We start from the raw sequence: 22,248 nt of genomic DNA, 5'->3' as shown, positions 1-22,248 counted from the left end.
AGTCCTCGAGATGTGGCCAATCATGACTGTCTGAAATAAAAAACCCCCAGCCGAAGCCGGGGGTTTCGTACCTTGACCTATCGGAAGATAGGCATCCTTCTCAGGGAGAGGGATTAAGCGATGGTGAAGTCACCAGAAGCGAAGCTACCAGCTTCGACATCATTGAAGACACCTGCGAGGGTGATGTCACCAGCAACCGCTTCGGTATCACTATTGCCTTCCGCGATGTTGAACAGATAAGCATTGCCGTTCTGGTAGACCGCCAGCATAGAGGCATCGTTGGCTGCACCGACGGTGATACCACTAGCAGCAGTACCGTCGGAGGACAGCGCCTGCAGCAGATCAGCACCGGTGGAAGATGCGCTCAGAGTAACGTCGTCATCGAGCGTAGTGGTCAGTTCGATGACATCGTTGGTAGCGGTATCGCTATCGAGTGCGAAAGCACCACCACCGGTCACCAGGGCAGTGTCTTCGCTGGCAAACACTGCATCAGCACCGGAAGTGGTACCAGCGGTGGTGTCAGCAGCTGCGAATGCCACTGTATCGCCAGAGGCGAAATCAGTCACAGTATCAACACCAGCGGTGCCAGCAGCGGCGAGATTGAACTCGTCGTTGCCTGCGTTACCAGTCAGGATATCGTCGGAACCACCACCTGTGATGGTATCGTTGCCGCTACCACCCTGGATATTGATGCCGTTAGTGGTTGACGCAGAGAAGTTCAGCGTCAGATCACCGGTGGCAGAGGAGCCATCGACTTTGCTGTTGACATTAGCAGCACCAGCGGCACTAGTGATACTGACATCAGAGCCACCATCGATATTCAGTGCGGTCCAGTCCTGATGACCAAGAGCATTGATTGTGGTAGTAGCTGAACCAGTATCTGCAGTCAGATTCAGCGTTTCGACACCATCAGCAACAATGTTATCAGCAGTCACAGCAGCATCATCGCCAGAGGCAGTGATGGAAACGGTATCCAACTGACCAACAGTGGTTGCACCCTTGACACCAGTAGTCACGTTAGTCGCGACACCAGTAGTTGCACCTGCAAACAGGGTAATATTGCCGGCTTGCTCGGCAGTGAGGTTGGTAGCACCAACTACAACACTGTTATCGGCTTCCAGACGAATGGAATCGATAGAGTTATTTGCCGCCAACTGATCCAGGTTGACGCTAGCACTATCACCAACCTGCAGCTCTTCAAAGTTCGAGTACTTAGCACCAGCAGCAGCAGTGATGTTCGCACTAGTGTTGACGACCAAGCGGTCAGCAGAGCCTTCACCTGCATCAATAGATGCTGTATCGGCTGCTACATATGCTGCGCCAGTGGTCACCATGTCATCACCTGAACCACCAGTGAACTTGGTGTTAGCTTCTGCATCCAGAGTCAGCGTAACGCCACCGCTATTACCAGAAGCGTCAACGGTGTCGACGTTGGTGGCTTGCGTACCCAGAGAAGCACTGCCTGAACCAGTAACAGTCAGGGTTGCGTCGGCAGCGAAACCAGTGATGTTGCCAGTCATCAGATTAGACTGAGCATCGACGGTTGCCGCATCGACAGTGTTACCACCAGACAACTGAACAGCACCCACGACGTTGCTACCGCCCTTAGAGGTCAGAGTAGCGGCAGTCGGGCCATTGGAAGTGTTGGTAATGGCGCTGCCACCCTTCACACCACCATCGATCAGGATGTTAACCGCGTCAGTCGCGGTCTCCATGCTGAAGGTGGTAGTGCCGAGCTGGGTGTTGCCATCACCTTTGATCCCCAGAACGGCATCGGTACCAAGGTCGTTGAAAATGACGTTGGATGTGGAGCGATCGTTCCAGACCTGCTCTTCGCCAACAATAGTGGAGAAGTCGGTGGTGTCAGCTGCACCGATATCACGGATGTAGAAGTTTTCGATGTTGGAAACACCAGCGGTCGCGAAGTCGCCACCTGCATCGTAACCGTCCGCTGAACACACCTTACGCGGAAAGCCCTGGCCGGCGACATTAGGTACCCATCTATTAATAAGTGGGCACCTATTCATGACTACACCAACCACCGAACGTGAGGTCCGTCGTCGCCGTCGCTACGCCCCGTCGTTCAAGGCCAAGATCGTCGCGGCCTGCCTCCAGGGTGATGCCTCGATTGCCCAGGTCGCCCTGCAGCACGGGCTGAATACCAACCTTGTCCAGACCTGGATCCGCAAGGCCAAACGCCAGAGCCAACTGCCGACCGTGCCGGCGTTCGTGCCACTGCCGGCCCCGGCAGCAACGGCTGATTGCCCGACGCTTTCCACTTCCGACGCGGCAATCCGCATCGAGGTGCCCTCGGCGCACGGCACGATCACCGTGCATTGGCCGGTGGCCAAGGCGGCTCAGTGCGCGCAGTGGATGAAGGGGCTGCTGGGATGATCCGTATCGACGAGATCTGGCTGGCCACCGAGCCGCTGGACATGCGCGCCGGCCCCGACACGGCGCTGGCCCGGGTGGTGAAGGTATTCGGTACCGCCCGGCCGCACTGCGCCTATCTGTTCGCCAACCGGCGCGGCAACCGTATGAAGGTGCTGATCCACGACGGCCTCGGCATCTGGCTGTGTGCCCGGCGCCTGAATCAGGGCAAGTTTCACTGGGCCGGCAGCTGGCATGGCGATCGTGTCGAACTCTGTCCCGAGCAGGTCAAGGCACTGGTAACAGGTCTTCCCTGGCAGTGTCTCGGCGCCGGCGGTGTGATCTCGGTGGTCTGAGGCCTCCGCCATGAACGGCACAGACGCGACGGCCAGGCTATTCGCTGATGCGCTAATCCCACTGCTCCCGGCAGGCTGGCATACTCGCCGGATGAACACGCCACCCGACCTGTCTCAGCTCTCCCCCGATCAGCTCCGCCACCTGGCGGCGACCCTGATGTCGCAGGTGGAGGAAAAGGATAAGGCGCTGCGTCACAGCGAGCAGGTCAACCAGAAGCTGACCCATGAACTGGCGCTGCTCAAGCGCCACGCCTTCGGCAAACGCAGCGAGCAGCTCAACGTCCTGCAGATCCGCCTGCTGGAGGAGGTGGTGGATGCTGACATCGCCGCTATCGAGGCCGAGCTGGAGGCATTGACGCCTGCCGCACCACCGCCGTCCAAGAAGAAGCCCACACGCAGGCCCTTGCCCGCCGACCTGCCACGCGTCGAGATCCGGCACGACCCTGATAGCGAACACTGCGCCTGTGGCTGCCAGCTTCGACGAATCGGCGAAGAGATCAGCGAGAAGCTCGACTACACGCCGGGCGTGTTCCACGTCGAGCGCCATATCCGCGGCAAGTGGGTCTGCGATCACTGCGAGACGCTGACCCAGGCGCCGATGCCGGTGCAGATCATCGACAAGGGCATCCCCACCGCCGGCCTGCTGGCCCAGGTACTGATCGCCAAATACAGCGATCATCTGCCGCTGTATCGGCAGGAGCAGATCTTTGACCGTGCCGGGGTGGCGATTCCGCGTTCCACCCTGGCCGAGTGGGTCGGCATCTGCGGCGTCCGGCTCCAGCCGCTGATCGATGCCCTACGTGACCTGCTGCTCAATGAACCCGTGCTGCATGCCGACGAGACGCCGGTGCCGATGCTGGCTCCAGGCAAGAAGAAGACCCACAGGGCCTACCTCTGGGCCTATGCCACCACGCCCTATGCCGGGTTGAAGGCGGTGATCTACGACTTCAGCGAGGGGCGCGGCGGCCAGCATGCCCGCGACTTCCTGGGGAAGTGGCAGGGCAAGCTGGTCTGCGACGACTACAGCGGCTACAAGCAGAGCTTTGCCAACGGCGTCACCGAGATCGGTTGCATGGCCCACGCGCGGCGCAAGTTCGTCGACCTGCACGTGGCCGGCAAGAGCCAGATCGCCGAGCAGGCCATCGACCTCATCGGTCAGCTCTACCAGGTGGAGCGTGAGGCCCAATCGCTCACCGCGGAAGAACGCCAACGACTACGCGACACAAGAGCAAGGCCCCTTGCCGATGCCCTGCACCGCTGGATGCTGGCTCACCGCGAAAAAATCCCGAACGGCTCGGCCACGGCCAAGGCGCTGGACTACAGCCTGAAACGCTGGGCGGCACTGACGCGCTACCTGGATGACGGCCGACTGCCGATCGACAACAACCGGGTGGAGAACCTGATTCGCCCCTGGGCGCTGGGCCGCGCCAACTGGCTGTTCGCTGGGTCACTGCGTAGTGGCCAGCGCGCCGCCACCATCATGAGCTTGATCCAGTCAGCCAAGCTGAATGGTCACGAGCCCTACGCCTATCTGAAGGACGTGCTGGAACGGCTGCCGACGCACAAGGCCAGCCAAATCCACGAACTCCTGCCCCACCACTGGCAGCACAACGCCTGATCACCGACAAGCGGTGATGCCCGGGCGCTTACGAACCACCGGACGGAGAGCCCTCACAATAAAAAGAAATCAGACAGATAGCATCAGGGCAGCCGCGAGGGCTGCCCTTTTTGTGCGTCAGGTGGAGTCAGTGCTTATCTTCAGTACGAAGAGACTTAACTTCGGATTCTGTTAACCCAGAGGCAACAGCGATTTGAGCATCAGCCAATACGTTCATTGAAATCAGATTTCTCGCCACTTCTTCACGTCCTTCCCGCCGGGCATCGTTAAGAAATGACACCTCATCCCGCAGCGCCCGCTCTCGTACGAACGCCAGACGGCGGGTCTCTTCATCGGCGCTGAGCTCGCGGATACGGCCCATGGCGCTATTGGTCATTTTAATGTTTGAACAGCTCATCAAGACTGTCCGCTACCAAGATTTCATCCGTCCAGTCTTCCAGCTGCTGGGCATTAGCCGCTTCCAGTCTTTGAATAACCCACTCCGGCAAATCGCCGAAGCGCCTACTAAGTAGACGCTGCAGAACACGACGTTCACCTGTCATCTCTCCTTCACGCTTCGCGTCGTTCAGCAGAGACACTTCATCCCGCAGCGCCCGCTCACGCACAAAGGCCAGGCGACGGGTCTCTTCATCGGCGCTGAGCTCGCGGATACGGCTCATCGCCTTCTTGACCGGTTCATGGGCAACATTGGCCATGGTGAGTTCCTCCTGCCAGTGCTTGAAGAAGGTGATCCAGGCGCGTAGCGGGCCTTCCGGCAAGCCCAGGTGATCCGCCTTGTTGAGTTCGATCAGGTTCATCTGCAGGATGTTCCCCAGCGAGATATCGGGCTGACGTTCGTCGCGCATCTCGAAGCGCCAGACCGCTTGCTCACGCTCGGCCTCCGTCCCCGTGAACAGATCGAAGTCCAGCAGGTGCAATCCCACCGAGGCACGCAGCTCCTGATAGTCCTCGCCCCCGCTCAGCTGAGTCCCCAGCGTGCGTGCCAGATAAAACAATCCCCGCTTGTGCCAGGCACCGTTGAAGTGGACCCCATTCACTGGACCACCTGACAGGCGAGCTAAGCTCTGACCGGGTTGTCATCAGGCGTCAGGCCGCCTGGATCAGTGGTTGATCGAAGTACACCTCATCGGGTGTTGCATCGTCCAGGCCCTGATGGGGCCGCTCCTTGTTGAACCAAGTGAAGTAACGCTTCAGCTCCTCACGCAGGTGAGCGCCATCTTCGAAGGCCTTCAGGTAGACGCACTCGTACTTCACGCTGCGCCAGAGTCGCTCCACGAAGATGTTGTCCTGGTAACAGCCCTTGCCGTCCATGCTGATCCGAACGTCATGGGCCTCCAGCACCTCGGTGAAGGCCTGGCTGGTGAACTGGCAGCCTTGATCGGAGTTGAAGATCTCGGGCGGCCCGTGGCGTGCCAGGGCATCCTCCAGGGCGTCGATGCAGAAGTCCGCATCCAGGGTGTTCGATACTCGCCAGGCCAGCACACGACGGCTGCACCAGTCCATGATGGCCACCAGGTACATGAACCCGCGTGCCAGGGGGATGTAGGTCACATCGGTCGCCCACACCTGGTTGGGGCGGTCGATGACACGCCCCCGCAGCAGGTAGGGATAGATCCGATGCCCCTCCCGGGGGCGACTGGTGCACGGCTTGGGATACACCGCTTGTAGCCCCATCTGGCGCATCAGTCGCTGGACGCGCTTGCGGTTCACCGGGTGGCCCAGACGGTTGAGATGAACCGTCATCCGCCGAGAACCATAGACCGGCGTACGCAGGTGTTCCTCGTCGATCAGGCGCATCAGCTCCAGATCGTAGACCCGCAGGGCCTTGCGCCGGTAGTACACCGAGGAGCGACTGATGCCGAGCAACTGGCACTGGCGTCGGAGGCTGATATCGGGCGCCTGCGGCTCAACCATTGCCAGGCGCTGGGCCCGGCTCAACGATCGAGCCTGCGTGATAAAAAATCGCGTTCCACCGTCAGCTTGCCGATCTCACGGTAGAGCGTGTCGATCTCCTCCTGGGTCTTCTGGGCCGCCTTGCCGTCGCCCTTGCCTTCGAAGATCCCGGTGGCATTGTCCAGCAACTCGCGCTTCCACTGGCTCACCATGGTCGGATGGATCTCGAAGCGGGCAGCGATTTCCGACGTGGTCTCTTCGCCCTTGAGGGCGGCGAGGGCCACCTTGGCCTTGAAGTCGGCGCTGTATTGCCTGCGTTTCCTGCTCATGATCAGGTTCTCCTGTCGGAATGATCAGAGCTTAGCGCCTGGTCCGAATTTCGGGGTCCACTTCACGTAGCGGCGTACCTGCACCTCGACATTGTAGCAATGGCCGTCGCCATCACGGGCCAGCACGTCGAGGATAATGTACTTGCCGGTCAGCTCGTTCGGCTCGATGTTGGGGTTGAGAATCTCTACCGCAGCGATGTCGGGCAGGTCCGGGCGCAGATCGTTGATCAGATCGACCAGAAGATCCGGGGCTTCAGCAAACAACCGCTTGAACACGTAGTCGTTGGTGGGATCGAGTAGCTCGCTCATGGAAACTCCTATCGTCAGGGCAACATTCTACCACGGCACCATTTGTCAAGCGCTATCACCCACGGCTCCCCTTTTAAGCTATTTGCCCACTACATCAAAAAAATACGTCCTCGACACCCCACCCCACGGCGCCCAGTCAGGCGGCCGTGAGGTGGGACGGGAGTTGAGCGGGCCAGGGGCCCAGGTGGGTGGCGGCGATTGCCGTGGGCGATGCGGATGGCCCTACAGCCACCCACGTTCGGCGAACGACACATAGCCCTCGTGGCCGACCACCACATGGTCCAGCACGCGGATGTCGACCAGCCCCAGCGCTTCCTGAAGTCGCTGGGTGATGCGCCGATCGGCATCGCTGGGCTCGGGATCGCCACTGGGATGGTTGTGGACCAGGATCACCGCGGCGGCGTTGTGCTCGATGGCCTGCTTGATCACCTCGCGGGGATAGACGCAGGCGGCAGGCAGCCCTGGCGGCTGCCCTTTTTGTGCGTCAGACGGGATATGGAGAGAAGGCTGGATCAGTGCTTATCGTCGAGGTGCAGTGCCTGGACCTTAGCCAGCGGCAGAGCAGTGGCTTCAGCGATCTGCTCGTCGCTGAGCACGCCCAGCTTGATCAGGTTTTGAGCGGTCGCGCGCTTGGTCTTTTCAACCCCCACCTGCTCACCTTCTTGGCGCTCTTTCTGCGCCCAGTTCTCCAGGTTCTCTGCCAGCATGTAGGTATGACTGCCTCAGTGCTGCGATTCTCGCCGGAGTCGGACAACATCCTGAATGGGCAACCCAGTGATCTCTGAGATCATCGGGTCATCCATCTCTGTCCGCCTAATCAGGTTATGAGCCGTTTCGCGCTGAGTTTCCACGCGACCCTCAGCTCGCTCTTTCTGTGCCCAACTCTCTAGATTCTCTGCCAACATGTCTCTATCTTCCACCAAATGATGGTGTTGCCCTTTATGTTGTTCGTCAGAGGGAGACAAGGCTGGACTAATGTTTATCTGCGATGCGCAACGCCTGAACGTCAGCCACCGCTAGACCGGTGGCCTCGGCAATCTGCTCGTCACTGAGCACACCAAAGGCCAGCAGGTGACGGACAGTAGTACGCTTTTCTTCCAAAGCACGCTTCTCAGCTTCCTCGCGTCCTACCTGACGCTCTTTCTGTGCCCAATTTTCAAGATTCTCTGCCAACATATCTCTATCCTCCACCAAACTGTTGAGCTGCTCCAGGTTGACCTCGGCCCCCAGCCGCTGCAGGTGACGCTTGAGCCAGCGAGTGAGGATCGCGTCGATGCGGTCCTTCTGGGGATCGGCCTGGATGATCGCCACCACCCGGTTAACGGCCTGTTGCAGGGCCTCGCGGCTCGCGGACGCATTCTCGATGCTGAACACGCCGCTCAACGGGGTCTGGCGTAGGCCCAGCTCTTCGTCAGTGTAGCGCCCTTCATCGATCAGATAGTACCGCAGGTGTGGCTGATAGACCCGCAGGAACGTCGGGGGTTCCGGCTGCACCATGTCGTACACGTCCTGCTGGGCGGTCCAGCGTTCCGAGCCATTGTAGAGCACGATGGGCAGCACGGGCGGCAAGCCATTGCCCGGCGTGGTGACCTGGGTCTTGAGCAGGTGGTCGTAGAAGCAGGCCACGTAGTGCATCAGCCGAATCGGCATGGTGCGATCCACCGACGACTGGAACTCGAGCAGGATGTACAAGAACACCCGCTGGGTGACGCCCTGCCAGGTGACCTCCACCGACCACACCACGTCCTCGAACTTCTCCTCGAACAGCGGGGTGATGTAGTTGCCGCTGTGATTCTTCAGCGTCGAAAAGTCCATCAGCTCGGCGATCTCGGTCGGGGCGAAGCCCTCGACCAGCTGCTGAACGAACTCGGGATAGCTGAACAGCTCCTTGTAGCCGGTATCGTGGTGATTGGTGGCCATGCGCCCTCCTGTCGCGGTCCTCGCAGTCTACCATGGACGCCTCTCTCCCTGACCTTGCCGCGTCACGCTATTCACCTGCTGCGTAAAGAAAAAAAGATCTCCCGCAGCCCCTTCCCGCCCCACGCTGCCGGTCAAGGCAAGCGTGAGGCAGGGAAGCGACGGTGGCTGATGACGGTGGCCTTACAGCCAGCCCCGTTCGGCGAACGAGGTATACCCCTCATGCCCCACCACGACATGATCCAGGACGCGAATGTCGACCAGCCCCAGGGCGTCCTTGAGGCGCTGGGTGATGCGCCGGTCGGCGTCGCTGGGCTCGGGATCACCGCTGGGGTGGTTGTGGACCAGGATTACGGCGGCGGCATTGTGCTCGATGGCGTGCCTGATCACTTCGCGAGGATAGACACTGGCCGCATCGATCGTGCCCCGGAACAGCTCGTCGAAGGTGATCAGCCGATGCTGGGCATCCAGGAGCAACGTGCCGAACACTTCGTAGGGGTAGTCGAGCATCAGTGTCTGGAGACAACGATGGACTTCATCGGGACGACCGAGGCGAGTGCCCTTGCTGAGCCGCTTTTGGGCGATCAGCTTGGCCAGATGCAGCAGCTGCGCGTCGGTGACATCGCCGCTGACGCGATAGGTGCCGGGCTCTTCGCCCAGCAGCCATGGGGCGGGAAGCGTGAAGGTGGGATGGTGCAGTGCGGTCATGGGAACTCCTGTAGAAAAATTGGTAGAAAAATGCCGGCCATTTAGGCTGCAAAAACATCACCTTTCAGCTCGGCGAAGCGTTCGGTGAGGGTCCACAGCGCGCGATTGAGGCGGACGTCCTCGGTCACGCTGTTGATGGCTCGGGTGCGGGTCCGTCGCCCGCTGGCGGTACGCCCGCGCAAGCCGCCCTTGAAGAGGTTTTCCTGGGTACGATTGAACACGCTCCACAGGCTGCCGTTGGCGTCCTCGCTGCGACGGGCTTCCAGCAGAGCACCCGGCTGGACGGGGCTGGAGTGCTGCCAGTCCTCGCCGTAGCGCAACGTCAGCGCGGCCTCGGCGAACACGCGGGCTTCACGCTGGCTGACCAGCGTGGACTGAAAGATCTCGACACTCTCGGCAATGCGGGGCACTTGATGACTGAGCTGGATCGAGCCGTCGAGAATCTCGTCGACCACGTGCTTGCCGTGACGCACGCGGATACCGCCCACGTCACCCACCGGGGTGACCATGCCGTTGAGGCACACCAGCCGGAACAGCCCCAGGTCGAGCTGAAACGCCGCGCTGCGGTCGTGGCTGTTGGTCAGCACCAGTTCGGTGACGCTGTCGCCCACGGTGATCTGGCGATCGGGGTCCTGGCGGAAGCGGATCAGGTGGCGGGCGACCTCGCGGCGCTCTATCTGGCGAACATGGGTCTGCTGGGCCCGCACCGGGTACCAGCCCTCGCGTTGCAGGGCATCGACCACGTTGATGGTGGGCACGAAGCCATAACGCTCGGAGACGGCTTCATCGGGTTGCTGGGCAAAGATGGCGGGGGCGGCGCGATGCAGTTGATCGTGAGTGAGAATGCGCATGGGGGTGCTCCTTGGATGTGTGAGTCATGACGTACCGATAACCGCCCGCGCCAGACCGGCAGCGGGCGTCGTCAGTGCGTGGCGTTGGATGAATCGAAAGCGGCGGTGAGCCAAGAACGGCTGAGAACAGAGCCGCCGTGCGCGGGCCTGGGGGTCAGGCGCGCTTGGCCTGGCGTGTTGCGGGTTGCTGGCTATCGTCAGTGGTCGGTGCGGGGGATTCCGCTTTGTCGGTGGCTTCGGCCTTGCCTGACTGTTGGCTCCTGGCCTGCAGCTTGTCGGCCAGGGTCACGGGCTGGCCTGAGCTACCCTGCCCGTCTCGGTGTGCCGTCTTCTCGGTGGCAGTGAGGTCGGGATAGAACTCCTCCACCACGTCGATGGATTCCTCGGCACTGTCCTCGAAGGCCCCGTTGGCAAACCCGGCCTTGGCGGCCCGATCCAGGGCCTTCTGGTCGAAGCCGGTGGCCTCTCGCTCCTGATCCAGGCGTTGCGCCTCCGAGAGGGTGTCTTCCAGGGTCCACCCTTCACGCAGGGTGATGTCGACGTAGAAGATCGGGGTGCCGCGACTCTGGCGGGTCGACTTGCCGCGCAGCCTGAGTTCCAGCGGCAGGCAGGCCAGGCGATTGCCGGAGACCGCCTTGAAGTAGGCGAGTCGTGCGGCGAGCGTGCGAATCGAGTTGAACCCGGTGGTGCGGAAGATGAAGCTGCCCAGCGGATCGTCGTCCCCGATCAGCACGTTGAGCCGTCCGTAGGGCTTGCAGGCCCCGCCCTGGGCCAGCGGGCAGGCGTCGGGGGCTGGACACGGCAGCGTCTCCATGCCCTCGCGGGTGCGTCGCTTGCACTGCTCGCCGTCGCCCACGCACAGCGGGCGTGCGGTCTGGCGGTCGAACAGCGCGTACTCGGCACGCAGGTTGAGATCGGGATCGTTGAACAGCAACCGGATGGGGATGCGCCGCAGCTTGCCCTCCTGCTCGCTGCGCAGTGCCTCATCCAGAGGGTGGCGCAACCAGCCGTCGCGGGTCTGCAACTGCGAGGTAATGGTGAACTGATCGTCCTTCTGCGGCAGGCGCTTGCCGTGATTCTCCACCACCTTGCCGATGGTGATCCGCCCGAGAATCGGCGGGGTAATGGCGAGTCCCTTGAGCATGGGAACCTCCTGTCTCTTCAAGTGGTTGCCCCCCAACGCAAAACGCCCCAGAACGGCCGGAGAGCCGCGCTGAGGCGTTTCGGTGGATGAGGGATGTCAGGTGTCGAGTGGGACGGGGAAAGTACTCAGCGGCGCACCACGAAGCGCCGTGAGCCGGGGTGAGTCGTGAGGTAGTCGGCACACAGGCCGGGGTGGTCTTTCTGCAGGGCCCTGGTGTCGAGTCGCTTCACCGGGGCGGTCTGCTTCCAGCTCAGGCTGCCCGAGGGAAACGTCGCCAGGGTCGCGGTGCCCATGGCCTGCTGCAGGCGGTGCTTGAGGCGCAGCTCCTCCTTCTTGGCGTCCTCCAGGGTCTGGCGCACCCGTTGCAGGTCGACAAACGCCTGGCTGAGCCCCACGTCATGGCTGAAGTCGACGGTCTCGCCGTCATCCTGGGGGAACAGGCTTCGCAGGGCCTGATCCGCCGACTCGCTGCCATCCGACGGGGGTGGCGTGTCACGCTCGACACAGTCCCAGAACTGGCGTTCCAGGGCGATCAGCTGCGCGATCATCGCCTCGTCACGCTCGATGCGGTGGATCTGCAGCTCGTGGCCCCCGAGCAGGACCGCCACATCGGCGGCCTGCTGGCCGGTGACCGCCAACTGGTGCATCACCTGCAGCTGCACGTACTCGGGCACCCCACTCTTCCACAGCCGGGCGCCGTGAAGCCCGGCCGTCTTGCACTCGAGGATCTGCACGGCGTCGTTGCCGACGATCTCACGATCCAGGTTGGCGAGCATCCAGGGGTGCTCGACGTGCTGGAGGATGGCGTTGACCCGCTGCACCCGGTGGCCGGTGTGTCGGGCGTAGTGCTCGGCGACCAGCGGTTCGAGGACCTGGCCCCAATGCAGCGGGCTGGTCAGTTGCGCCTCGGGGGCCGGGTCGGTGGATGCCGGCTGACGACCGGTCTTCTCCAGCCACAGCTCGAGCGGGGACTTGTAGGGGTTGAGGCCCACGGCTGCGGCGGCGTCACTACTGCCGATCCCGCTCTGGCGAATCGACAGCCAGGCCTTGCGATCCAGGGCGCGGGTATCGACCAGGCGCCGGGCCTGATCACGATAGCGGCGCTGGGGGCCGTCAGGGCGACGCGGACGCGGAGCTCGCCCCAGCGGCATCGAGAACGGCGACGGCACCCCGCTCTGCTCGATGACCGCGAGGACCGAGGCGGTGACACTGCCCGGCTGGGCTCGGGCGGACAACGAGGCCTTGGGCGACTCGGTTACCTCGGGGGTGGGCTCGGCAGTATTGGCGTGCCCTTCTGGATCGGCACTGTCCGGCAGCCGGGCGGAACGGGCCGCTTCATCCGCGACAACCGGGGACAGCGTAGTAGGACGTGACGTGGGCTGGGTCATGATCTCTCTCCTGAGACACAAACACGGCATAACGGCCCGCTCCCCGAAGGCAGCGGGCTGGGCCGTGACGAATGATGAGTGGATGGGTTATGGACGCGCGGAATGCGCGGGGAAGACGGCGTGTCCTGATCGACAGCCCCTGCCGCAAGATGTACTATGTACACCAAGCAAGACACGACCCGAAGGACGCCCCTGACGTGAGTCATGCCATTGAATTTATTGAAACACCGACCTTTACTCGGCAGATCCAGAGCATCGCGACCGATGAGGAACTGAAGGAACTTCAGCGCATCCTGATCGCGCAACCCGACAAGGGGGATCTAATCCAGGGCACAGGCGGTCTACGCAAGATTCGCATGGCATTGCGGCAGCAAGGCAAACAGGGCGGTGCCCGGGCCATCTACTTTCTGGCCACCGCCGAGGTCATCTACCTGATCCTGGCCTATCCCAAAAGCGTGAAAGACAGCTTGACGTCGGCGGAAAAGGCCGCACTCAAGACCCTGACCCACCAGTTGAAGGGGGAGGTTTCCGAATGAGCATTTTTGACGACCTTCAGACATCGCTGCAGGAAGCCGTCGACATCAAGCAGGGCAAGACCCGCGCCGCGCGTGTCACACGCCACGAGGTCGCGGATGTGAAAGCCATCCGTGCCGCGCTGCATGTGTCACAGGCCGAATTTGCCAACGCCATGGGGACCAGCGTGGATACGATCAAGAGCTGGGAGAGCAAGCGTCGCAATCCGACCGGCCTGGCGGCCAAGGTGCTTGCGACCATTCAGGAAAACCCGGCGTTTTTCAACGAACTGGCGTCGCACTAAACACGCCTGCCCGCCTCCGCCAGGGACGGTTCGCCGTGAGGACGGAAGGTGTGCGCGCAGGCCAGGCACTGGTGGGAATCGAGCAGGCGGGCATCGAGTTGCTGGCCCAGACGGGCACCGGCGAGACCGCCTGCCGTGCCCCCCACCAGGCCACCAAAGATCGCCCCGGCCAGGCTACCCACGGTCAGGCCGACCGGCCCGGCCCAGGCACCCACCAGGGCCCCCGTCTCGGCGCCGCTGAGCGCACCGGCGGCCCCGCTGGCCGCCCCCGCCGTACCCCCGATCCCTCCGCCAACCTTGCGACCGCGGTGCCGCACACGCACCCGCGGCGAGCCACAGCTCGGACATGTGAGCGTCATGAAAACCTCCTGAGGTGGGAATGACGTGTCATCGAAGCCATCGCTTCCCGGCTTCAAGGAGGTAGTACGTGGCTGAAGATTTTTTGAATCGATATTGGATGCCGTCAGTGCCGTTACGTGGCTGACGGAAAATCCCGGGGTTATGCCCGGGCGGAAAGCGACTCCGGCGATGACGTATTATTTGACAGACCGTTGGCATCCCATGAGCGTCATGCAGCGTACCGCATTGCCAATGGAAAGTTTTTAGAGCTCGGGCCCGACAACGATCCCCGGTACGTCCGGGGCGTTGGCGTCATTATCCCCAGTCCTTCCGGGGCATGCGGATCGGCTGCCATGACGGTTCAGTAATATATCTAAATCTACTTATCTCTAATCCCTGAAGAGATAACCTGATAACTTAACCAACCCCCTTAACCACTCAATCCCTGAAAGCGGATTGATCCAGTCATTACAGGCTGTCATGGGCCATACCCCATGACGCATTCTCAAGATATTGCCCTCTCTTCTGAGGGCGTTAAGCAAATCCCCCCTGATCCATAATCGCGTCAATGCCAAAGGCTTGACGCTTCCTCCTGCGCGTCACAAGGAAAACATTCATGTTTCAATCACAGCCCAAGCGCCATCCCCTGTACACCAAACTGAACTGTTACTACGACTCGTACTATCGGGGCTTTGAAGTGAATCAACACGATAAGGCGCCCTTGGTCGAGAATTATCTGGAACGAAGTCTGTTGACACAAACCCGAGCGCTTGCGCATTACAATCGGGTGCTGGCCTTTCGTATTGATCTGCGCTTTCCAGACTGGATGACCGCCTTCGAGCTTACCAATGACAATGTCGTTCTCAGCGCCTTCTTCCGCCACTTGAATGCAGAGCTGGTCAAGGCCGGTACGAAATACACCACGGTATTGCGCTATGTATGGTGCCGGGAGCAGCACAATAGCGACAAGCCGCATTACCACCTCATGATGTACGTGAACTACGACGCCTACTATCAACTGGGCAGATTGAGGCCCTCGGAAGGCGGCGGATACGAAGGGCGAGGCCTGTATCATCAAATCGCACGCGCCTGGGCCAAGGCGCTGGGTTATCTGTCCTGCGACGTCGAAGGGCTGGTTCAGGTCGGCGAAAACCCCATCACGGGCTATCCCTACACGGCTTGCCTGCATCGCGACGACTTCATGGGCCAGGAGGAAGCGGTCTTCAATCTCAGCTACCTGTGCAAGGCGCACACCAAGCCCTTCCAGCAAGGCGTGCATGTGTTCGGCACGAGCCGCAGTTAACCCATGACAGGGCACGGTAGCGCCGTGCCTTTTTCCATTCCCAGGAGAGTCCCCATGGACAGTCTTGCCGATCGCTGGCTACGCAATTACGAAGCCGAAAACCCCCAAACCGTAGCCGCTTATCGCCAGCCTCCGCGTAATTCACCCCCTGCGGAAGCGCCGCTCTTTTCCAGCAGGCTGGCCACAGGCCCCGCGACACACGCGCCCATCCCGGCCTCGGCAACGCCGAGCGAGACGCACCACGCTCAGGACATTCACGCCCTGCTACAGGCCGCCATCCGCCTGCGACGATCACGGGGCGACACCCAGGCCGCCTTCGCCTATCGGCTGGGGGTCAATGTGCGCACCTGGCAGGAATGGGAGCAGGGGCGCCGATGCCCCTCGGGCCCCGCCCGGACCCTGCTGGAACGGGGACTCAAGGAGCTGGGCCCGGGTCGCCCGGTGTAACCCGCCGAGCCAGGAAGCGTCTCCAGCGAGGCCGCCGCCAACCCGGTCACTCCCCGTCAAAACCATGACGGACTGTTTTTTAATCAAAAACACTCTCTTAATCCCTGCTAGAATTGCTGTTTCTTGCAGAACTAGCATGGATAAAGACAGTGATAAATGATTTATCAGACGCGATTCTCGAAATAGAGGCCGCCAATAGCCTGCCCGACGAGCAGTACCCGATCCCGGCCATCGGCAGTGCCTGGCCAACTTTTCGTGAAGATTCCCGGTTCGAGTCAGCCGTGGTGGCCGTCAGTGATCACGTCCAGGTGGCTTATGAGATGGCGGCGTCGGTCGCACTGGGCGCGATGGCCACCGCATGCCAAGGGTTGGTGGACGTGGAATACCCCAACGGTCATCGTGTCCCCACATCGCTGATGCTGTTGGTCGCCGCCAGGAGCGGCGAGCGCAAAACGGCGCTGGAAGGCTGTTTTTTTGGCCCGATCCGGGAGCTTCAAGATGAAAAGACAATCGAGCTGAAGCAGCGGCAGCGAGACTATCAGCGAGAATTGAAAAATTGGCAGGACAAGCAGAAAGTCTTGCGCAAAAGGATGCTAAAGGCGTTCGAGGACGATCAGGCCACACTCACGTTCGAGCAACGTTTGGCCCACCACGACAAGGAAAAACCGGCCCCACCTACCGATTATCGCCTGATCTACGAGAATACCACACCCAGCGCCCTTACCTACGCGCTTCATGCCAACATTCCCAACGCCTGCCTGCTGTCGAGCGAGGCGGGCAGCCTTTTTACCGGCAAGGCATTTGAAGATCTTTACCTGTTCAACGCGTTGTGGAGCGGCTCTTCCATTTCCGTTGACAGGCGCACCAGTGAATCTTTCATTCTGAACGATGCTCGCCTGACAGCCTCGCTCATGATCCAGCCGGAAATCATTCAGCGATTTTTGGACAAGCGTGGCGACGATGCACATGGCAGCGGGTTTTTGGCCCGGTTTCTGTTTGTTTATCCAACCCCCATGGTGGGTCATCGCACAGAACTACCCAACGAGCTTGCCGATGCCGACATCCAGCCTTTCCAGGAACGCTTGCGTGAGCTTTTAATAGAATCCATTGAAAATCTCGACCAACAAAAGTCGCGCCGCGCCCTTACCTTCTCGGCAGGCGCTAAACTTTTATGGAAAAAAATGTATCGCCGCATCGAGCAAGAAACACGTCCCGACCAGATTTATTACCATGCCGAGGGCCATGCCTCGAAGCTCATGGACAACATCTCACGCATGGCGGGCGTACTGCATACCTTCGAAGGCTATGAAGGCGAGATAGGAACCAAAACGCTGGCCTATGCTTATCGCCTGGGCCGCCACTATTCCCGCCATTATCTAGACTACATAGCCGGCGAGCCTGAAATTGTGACCCTTGGCAATCGCTTGGTCCAGGATATACGAAAGCTATCGAACTACTCCCACGGGGTTTATCAGTTTGTGATTTCCGACATCACCCAAAAGACCCACCCCAAACTGCGCAGAAAAGACAAGATGAAAGCTGCACTCACCCTCTTGAAGCGCCTGGGGCATCTCCAAGAAAAAACCCATAGCAAGCAACTGACTTTCAAGGATACGGTCTTTGGCCCTCAAGAGCCGGAGCTCAAGAACGGGGAAGTGTACTATCTGGAGGAGCTACCCTTGTTTGATGAACAATACCCAGAGAAAGGCAAACACCTGATCCAGACAGGCTACCGTTCTAAATCTACCTTTGATGAGGATTTTCGCTAGACCGAGGGAGATCCGACAAGATCAAGCTGACATGCGGGCGCTCAGCCGCCCGCTTGTTGCACAGTCGCCACGAGGTCGAAGTAGGCCCGTTCGGCATCGCCCTCCTCGACATTGGCATCGATGAAGTCGTCCAGGGCATCACAGATCGCGATGGCTTCCGGGGAATCACCCAGCCGTTCGACCCAGTCGGCGTACAGGGCCCGCAGCGCGTCGTAGTCGGCCTGCCCCATCGATTCGAACAGCAGGTGCTCGTAGCCCGCCAGCGTGGCCAGCAGTGCCTCGCGGGTCTCGGGAGGGATCGGGGCCGCATCAAGGCCCTGGGCATCGAGGGAGTCGGTCATGGCGCCATGATAGCAGCCTACAGCGGCCCGTGGGCCGCTTTTATGCCGTAAGGGGAAACAGGCAGGTAGCAGCATAAAGCGCCGCATGGGGCGGCCAGGGAGCGACAGTAACGCTCAATGATCGGCACGCAGGCCCACAGCGTCCCAAAAAGGGTAGCCCAGGTCGTAATCACTCCCCGAAATCGAAGGTCAGTTCTTCGTCGTCACCGTCGAAGAACGCATCCAGATTCTCGTCGGCAGCCTTGCCTGACTGCTGCTGGGCATGAAACTTCGCCCGCTCGGTGAGCTGCGAGAGCTGGTTCATCGAGAACAGCTGGCCATAGGCCAATGCCAAGGCACCGTGGCTGCGCAAACTGGCGAATGCCTCGGCGGAGAGTTCGTTCAAGGCCTTCTCGTTGATGCGATGCAGCCCCTGCACCTTGAGCGGTTCCTGCCCGTCGCCACGCTCGATCTGCAACGGCCATGGCTCGATCACGCCGCTATCGCCCAATACCTTGGCGGCATGCTGGGTCAGCTGCGCTTCTTCTCGCACTCCTGCAGGAACGTGAAGGTCTGTTAGACGCCCCCAACATCACCAGTCTTCGTCATCTACAGTATATTCTTCGATCAATTCATCGGGCAGAGACTGGAGCTGCTTGGCCAGAGAACGCCCACCCACCATGAATACATAACCTTCGGTGTCGGCGTAGTCGAGTAAGCGATACCCTCTGCCAGCCAACGTGATGTCCAGATTGGTCAACAAACGGGAATCAAAGTTTTTTCTTCCTGCCACCGCCTTGAACTCGTCCTTGCTCAGCTTGTAAGCGCCTTTGCGCTTATCGTCTCCCGACGCATAGAGTTCAATCAGCGTCTCGACGATCTCTGCTTCTTTTAACATGTTCTGCCCACCAACGGCTTTTACTGTGACAAGTTACGCTCAGTGCTGCTGCTTGGGCAAGGCTGCCTGCAGCGCGTCGGCATAGGCCTGACGGGCGGTCTGCGTCATGGCGAGACGCTGTTTCAGGCGGGCGATTTCCTCATCGGTGCGACGCAGATTGATCAGGTGGGCATTCGCTCGATCAGAGAGGTCCCTGAGCGTGTATTGCGTGCCATCGATGGTCACGGTTTGTGAATCGGCCATGGTCTACTCCTGAGAATGAGGGGTGGCAGGAACGATGACAGCCAGCGAGGGCGTCATCACTTTCGATACAGATTGGTACCGCAATGATTACAGGTAAAGGTCCGTCGGGTACGGGTGCCCCAATGGCGAATGCTACGGGAGTTGCACACCCGGCACTTAACGCCCCGATCGGTGCGGCAATGCGGGTAGCGCTTCAGGTAGCCCTTGAATGTGGGCAGGCTCTCCCAGTAGGTCCACCGACACAGCCGTATCAACAGGGACACGACAAGGCAGGTCAAAGCCCCAACCCAGCCAATAACAAATATCAAGACCTAGTTCCCTGCGTAGTATTTTTTGAAGTGATCGCGTCGCTGAGCGAGAAATCGGTGCCTATCGGATAGGCCGATTCCTGCCTTCTGCAATGTTAACAAACTCTGATAAACGACCGCCAGCACGGAATAGCGACGGTGAGTTTCGGCCATTCTGGCGCTGTAATCGGTATTTTTTTGATCCCTAAAAGCAAGAAACCCCCGGCCGAAGCCGGGGGTTCTGTAGCCAACCTATCGGGCGATAGGCATCCGTCTCAGGGAGAGGGATTAGGCGAAGGTGAAGTCGCCAACAGAGGCAACAGCGCCAGCAGTGTCGGTACCGCCAGCCAGCTGGATAACCATGTCACCGTCAGCGTTGAAGTCGCCATTGCCATCAGTATCAACGAAGACGTAGGAGTCAGTACCATCCGAGGCGACAGCCACACCACGGTCGATACCCGCATCGTTGAAGAAGTTGCCAGCCACTGCATCGGTAACTTCAACATCACCAGAAGCGTTCAGGGAGACACCTGCACCCCAAGCAGCAGACTTGTCCAGTACGGCGTCATCAGCTTGACCGGAAATCCCAAAGGCACTCAGGTCAACCGAGTCTTCGTTTGCAGCGAAGTTAGCAATGCTGTCGAAGTCGGTCGCAGTGGAGTCGGACTGAGCAGCATACACCACCTGGTCTACACCAGTACCAGCGGCAGCAAGAGTGATAGCATCAGCACCGCCGTTGCCCTGCACAACAAAGTCAAGGTCGGTTGCAGCTGCAGCAGCAGTATCAGCACCAGTCAGATTGATGGTGTCATCCCCTTCACCACCTTTGAACGATACACCTGAGGTGGCAGTAAAGGCGTCAGTCGTGGTGATGCTGACATCTTCGGCGGAAGCAGAAGCATCAACCAGCACAGCGGACTCGGCCACGAGATCACCAATGGTCGCGTTGGCATCGCTCGCATCGATGGTGATCTTGGTCGCTTCGTCAGCGGTCAGGGTGGTGATGGTCTGGGTCTGGGTCGTGGTGGAACCAGTACCCTTCACCGACAGGTTGACGGTCTCGATATCATTGATGTCGAGGTTGCCACCCGTAGTGATACCAGCACGCGCATCGACGGTGACGTCCAGAGAGTCGTCCGGGGAACCGGCGCCTGCGTCTTTCTGGTTGATGACCAGAGCACCAGTCAGAGCCGCACCGATCTCGACGTCAGCGCCTTCTGCGAGGTTAGTAACGGTAGTACCACCAACAAGTGCTTGGCTGACGACCAGAGAGTCGATGGAGTTGTTGGCTTCCAGCGTGCTCAGGTCGTAGGTGCCAGTGCCGTTTGCAAGGTCAACAGTCTCAAAGCCGCTGAACAGGGCACCACGAGTCGCATCCAGCACTGCACCGTTATGGATATTCAGGGTATCAGTACCCTCACCACCGGCGAAGGAGGCGCCGTCCTGAATGTTGGCAGCAGCATTCAGGTTGGTGATGCTCAGAGTGTCGTCACCGGCAGCCAGATCGACGCTGGTGTTGTTGGTCAGAGCATTTGCCCCGGCACCTTGTGCCAGAGTGACAGAGTCGTCACCTTCAGCCATGGCGACGGACAGACCGGCAGCAGTGTTGGTGGCAACGTTCGTGGTCAGGGTAACGCCCGCAGTGTTAGTGCTGGTGATGCTAGTGGCGTTAGGGATCGTGCCGCTAAACTGAACAGCGCTATCACCAGAGACATTCAGGGTATCGAGCGAGTTACCTGTATTGCGAAGAGCAACGTTGCTATCTTTACCTGTTGCTTCGACATTCAGGGTTTCAACACCTGCACCATTGATGTTGAAGCCAGCTTCGTTGCCAGCCGGAGCGGTATCACCAACACCGTTCAGCGTAACGTCTTGAGAGGTAACAGAAGCGGCTGAATTGATCTGAAGGAAGTCATCGGTGCCGCCAGCATCGGTTACACCTTCCAGAGCAACCGTCTGGCCATCAGCGACGGTGTAGGTAGAAGCCGCAGCAGCCGGACCAACTACTCCATCAGTGAGATCGGTGTTCTTCAGTGTCAGAGTGGTAACATCCGCATTGTTCGCGACGTTTACCGTACCATTGCTGCCATTGATGACGACATTTTCAATACCAGAAATGTTACCCAGAGCCGTAGTGTTGAACAGCTTGAGGGTGTCAGTACCCGCTTTGCCGTCAATCGTATCGCCAGCGTTGGCTGAGGTATCGTCACCAATGAAGGTGTCGTCAGTGGCAGTGCCACTCAGATTATCGATACCGTCAGTGAGCGTGAAGGTCTGGCCATTGGAAACGCTGCCGGAATCGATCTCGGCCTTGGCGTCCTGAACGGACTGCAGGCTGCCGTCGACGTTGGCGATGGCGGCTTCGGCGGCGTCGGCGGAGAAGTTGTCACCGGCGTTGGCGGTGTAGTACTGGGCGACTTCCACCTTGTTGTCCAGCGCCAGGGTGTCCTGGGCGACTGCACCGTTCACCAGAGCCAGCACCAGCTGGTCGGCGTTGACACCGGAGCCGCCACCGTTGACCCAGTAGTCCAGGCCGTCGCTGTCCGGCGCGCGGTCGAACAGGTTCTCGTACAGGCTGGCAACCACCTGGGCACGGCTCATGGTGCCCAGGCCGTTGGCGTATTCCGGCTGCTCGTTGACGATGTTGGCGCGCAGCTGCTCGAGCGTCAGGGCACCGCTATCGATTTCATTGGTCCAGTAGTCGAGACCGCTCTGGTCAGCAGCGCGGCCGAGCAGGCCGATGTAGATCTGCTGGATCTGTGCAGCAACAGTTGCCATGGATCAAACTCCATTTGTTGATTTGTCGAATCGACGCGCAGGTGGCTGACACGTGCGTCAGTCGTTCCCGGGCCCGTCGGCCCCCCTGCGTTGCCGTACCCCTTTCGGGGCACGTTCCCCGGTTGGGTATCGTGCATTGTGGGACTTCGTTCCTGCAAAAGTGT

General features: G+C 60.1%; 25 protein-coding genes and 1 pseudogene. 8 read left to right on the top strand and 18 right to left on the bottom strand.

Features of this window, described 5'->3' with window-relative positions; all coding sequences use genetic code 11:
* Positions 1-113: 113 nt before the first annotated feature.
* Positions 114-2,027, bottom strand: coding sequence for a calcium-binding protein (locus G7A98_RS16815; protein WP_163649499.1), 1,914 nt, complete (start codon positions 2,025-2,027; stop codon positions 114-116).
* Here G7A98_RS16815 and G7A98_RS09875 point away from each other — a divergent pair.
* The 3 genes from G7A98_RS09875 to G7A98_RS09865 all read left to right on the top strand — a co-directional run bounded on the left by G7A98_RS09875 (position 2,026) and on the right by G7A98_RS09865 (position 4,344).
* A complete protein-coding gene (locus tag G7A98_RS09875) occupies positions 2,026-2,394 on the top strand; it encodes a transposase (RefSeq protein WP_163649498.1) in 369 nt (122 codons plus the stop codon). The two genes, G7A98_RS16815 and G7A98_RS09875, sit on opposite strands and share 2 nt — an antisense overlap.
* On the top strand, positions 2,391-2,726 hold the full coding sequence (gene tnpB, locus G7A98_RS09870) for an IS66 family insertion sequence element accessory protein TnpB (RefSeq protein ID WP_163649497.1): 336 nt from the start codon (positions 2,391-2,393) through the stop codon (positions 2,724-2,726). The genes G7A98_RS09875 and tnpB overlap by 4 nt, the downstream gene beginning before the upstream one ends.
* Before the next feature lie 91 nt (positions 2,727-2,817).
* Positions 2,818-4,344 carry an IS66 family transposase gene (locus G7A98_RS09865; RefSeq protein ID WP_163649496.1) on the top strand — a complete coding sequence of 509 codons (1,527 nt, stop codon included), beginning with the start codon at positions 2,818-2,820 and terminating at the stop codon, positions 4,342-4,344.
* Positions 4,345-4,471: 127 nt separating this feature from the next.
* Here the strand turns inward: G7A98_RS09865 and G7A98_RS09860 are convergent, their stop codons facing one another.
* From G7A98_RS09860 to G7A98_RS09810, 11 genes and pseudogenes are all read right to left on the bottom strand, one after another.
* The gene (locus G7A98_RS09860; RefSeq protein ID WP_205596250.1) at positions 4,472-4,741 is read right to left on the bottom strand and encodes a hypothetical protein; all 270 of its coding nucleotides are present in this window, start codon (positions 4,739-4,741) and stop codon (positions 4,472-4,474) included.
* Positions 4,722-5,381, bottom strand: coding sequence for a PD-(D/E)XK nuclease family transposase (locus G7A98_RS09855; RefSeq protein ID WP_205596249.1), 660 nt, complete (start codon positions 5,379-5,381; stop codon positions 4,722-4,724). The genes G7A98_RS09860 and G7A98_RS09855 overlap by 20 nt, the downstream gene beginning before the upstream one ends.
* A 49-nt stretch (positions 5,382-5,430) precedes the next feature.
* A protein-coding gene (locus G7A98_RS09850) for an IS3 family transposase (protein WP_163649495.1) occupies positions 5,431-6,566 on the bottom strand; the annotation gives its coding sequence in 2 pieces (ribosomal slippage) (positions 5,431-6,293 and positions 6,293-6,566; 1,137 coding nt in all).
* A 24-nt stretch (positions 6,567-6,590) separates the two neighbouring features.
* Complete coding sequence (locus G7A98_RS09845; protein ID WP_240464725.1) at positions 6,591-6,875, bottom strand: Rpn family recombination-promoting nuclease/putative transposase; 285 nt, start codon at positions 6,873-6,875, stop codon at positions 6,591-6,593.
* A gap of 222 nt (positions 6,876-7,097) precedes the next feature.
* Positions 7,098-7,351, bottom strand: a pseudogene (locus G7A98_RS09840) (JAB domain-containing protein); the annotation flags it as partial.
* A 36-nt stretch (positions 7,352-7,387) separates the two neighbouring features.
* Positions 7,388-7,582 carry a hypothetical protein gene (locus tag G7A98_RS09835; RefSeq protein ID WP_163649494.1) on the bottom strand — a complete coding sequence of 65 codons (195 nt, stop codon included), beginning with the start codon at positions 7,580-7,582 and terminating at the stop codon, positions 7,388-7,390.
* Positions 7,583-7,847: 265 nt separating this feature from the next.
* Positions 7,848-8,795 carry an Rpn family recombination-promoting nuclease/putative transposase gene (locus tag G7A98_RS09830; protein ID WP_163649493.1) on the bottom strand — a complete coding sequence of 316 codons (948 nt, stop codon included), beginning with the start codon at positions 8,793-8,795 and terminating at the stop codon, positions 7,848-7,850.
* 180 nt (positions 8,796-8,975) lie between these two features.
* Positions 8,976-9,500, bottom strand: coding sequence for a DNA repair protein RadC (gene radC, locus G7A98_RS09825; protein ID WP_163649492.1), 525 nt, complete (start codon positions 9,498-9,500; stop codon positions 8,976-8,978).
* Between the two features lie 41 nt (positions 9,501-9,541).
* Positions 9,542-10,351 carry a DUF932 domain-containing protein gene (locus tag G7A98_RS09820; protein ID WP_163649491.1) on the bottom strand — a complete coding sequence of 270 codons (810 nt, stop codon included), beginning with the start codon at positions 10,349-10,351 and terminating at the stop codon, positions 9,542-9,544.
* A 154-nt stretch (positions 10,352-10,505) separates the two neighbouring features.
* Complete coding sequence (locus G7A98_RS09815; RefSeq protein WP_240464724.1) at positions 10,506-11,495, bottom strand: hydrolase or metal-binding protein; 990 nt, start codon at positions 11,493-11,495, stop codon at positions 10,506-10,508.
* A 125-nt stretch (positions 11,496-11,620) separates the two neighbouring features.
* Positions 11,621-12,883 (bottom strand): lambda-exonuclease family protein, encoded by a 1,263-nt coding sequence (locus G7A98_RS09810; RefSeq protein WP_240464723.1) that lies wholly within the window; start codon positions 12,881-12,883, stop codon positions 11,621-11,623.
* Positions 12,884-13,092: 209 nt separating this feature from the next.
* On the opposite strand from G7A98_RS09810, the gene G7A98_RS09805 reads away from it, so the two are divergent.
* Positions 13,093-13,419 (top strand): type II toxin-antitoxin system RelE/ParE family toxin, encoded by a 327-nt coding sequence (locus G7A98_RS09805; RefSeq protein WP_205596255.1) that lies wholly within the window; start codon positions 13,093-13,095, stop codon positions 13,417-13,419.
* Positions 13,416-13,700, top strand: a complete 285-nt coding sequence (gene nadS, locus G7A98_RS09800; RefSeq protein WP_163649489.1) for a NadS family protein — start codon at positions 13,416-13,418, stop codon at positions 13,698-13,700. Before G7A98_RS09805 ends, nadS begins: the two co-directional genes overlap by 4 nt.
* Here the strand turns inward: nadS and G7A98_RS09795 are convergent.
* Positions 13,697-14,059, bottom strand: a complete 363-nt coding sequence (locus G7A98_RS09795) for a hypothetical protein (protein ID WP_163649488.1) — start codon at positions 14,057-14,059, stop codon at positions 13,697-13,699. The genes nadS and G7A98_RS09795 overlap by 4 nt on opposite strands.
* Before the next feature lie 596 nt (positions 14,060-14,655).
* Between G7A98_RS09795 and G7A98_RS09790 the strand changes: the two genes are divergently transcribed.
* The 3 genes from G7A98_RS09790 (at position 14,656) to G7A98_RS09780 (ending at position 17,558) form a co-directional block, all read left to right on the top strand.
* Complete coding sequence (locus tag G7A98_RS09790) at positions 14,656-15,342, top strand: inovirus-type Gp2 protein (protein WP_163649487.1); 687 nt, start codon at positions 14,656-14,658, stop codon at positions 15,340-15,342.
* 252 nt (positions 15,343-15,594) lie between these two features.
* Positions 15,595-15,789 (top strand): helix-turn-helix domain-containing protein, encoded by a 195-nt coding sequence (locus G7A98_RS09785; protein ID WP_163649587.1) that lies wholly within the window; start codon positions 15,595-15,597, stop codon positions 15,787-15,789.
* 149 nt (positions 15,790-15,938) lie between these two features.
* Positions 15,939-17,558, top strand: a complete 1,620-nt coding sequence (locus G7A98_RS09780) for a YfjI family protein (RefSeq protein WP_163649486.1) — start codon at positions 15,939-15,941, stop codon at positions 17,556-17,558.
* A 41-nt stretch (positions 17,559-17,599) separates the two neighbouring features.
* On the opposite strand, the gene G7A98_RS09775 is transcribed toward G7A98_RS09780, so the two are convergent.
* The 5 genes from G7A98_RS09775 to G7A98_RS09755 all read right to left on the bottom strand — a co-directional run bounded on the left by G7A98_RS09775 (position 17,600) and on the right by G7A98_RS09755 (position 22,084).
* Complete coding sequence (locus G7A98_RS09775; protein ID WP_163649485.1) at positions 17,600-17,899, bottom strand: hypothetical protein; 300 nt, start codon at positions 17,897-17,899, stop codon at positions 17,600-17,602.
* A gap of 169 nt (positions 17,900-18,068) precedes the next feature.
* The gene (locus G7A98_RS09770; protein WP_163649484.1) at positions 18,069-18,431 is read right to left on the bottom strand and encodes a SapC family protein; all 363 of its coding nucleotides are present in this window, start codon (positions 18,429-18,431) and stop codon (positions 18,069-18,071) included.
* Positions 18,432-18,470: 39 nt separating this feature from the next.
* Positions 18,471-18,776 (bottom strand): hypothetical protein, encoded by a 306-nt coding sequence (locus G7A98_RS09765; RefSeq protein WP_163649483.1) that lies wholly within the window; start codon positions 18,774-18,776, stop codon positions 18,471-18,473.
* Between the two features lie 39 nt (positions 18,777-18,815).
* Positions 18,816-19,019, bottom strand: coding sequence for a DUF6447 family protein (locus tag G7A98_RS09760; protein ID WP_163649482.1), 204 nt, complete (start codon positions 19,017-19,019; stop codon positions 18,816-18,818).
* Positions 19,020-19,594: 575 nt separating this feature from the next.
* Positions 19,595-22,084, bottom strand: coding sequence for a DUF4214 domain-containing protein (locus G7A98_RS09755; protein WP_163649481.1), 2,490 nt, complete (start codon positions 22,082-22,084; stop codon positions 19,595-19,597).
* Positions 22,085-22,248 lie beyond the last annotated feature (164 nt).

The sequence above is a fragment of the Modicisalibacter sp. 'Wilcox' genome (assembly GCF_010993675.1).
Taxonomy (GTDB): Bacteria; Pseudomonadota; Gammaproteobacteria; order Pseudomonadales; family Halomonadaceae; genus Modicisalibacter; species Modicisalibacter tunisiensis.
Note: the sequence above shows the minus strand (reverse complement) of the source record. Positions and strands in the feature narration are given on the sequence as shown.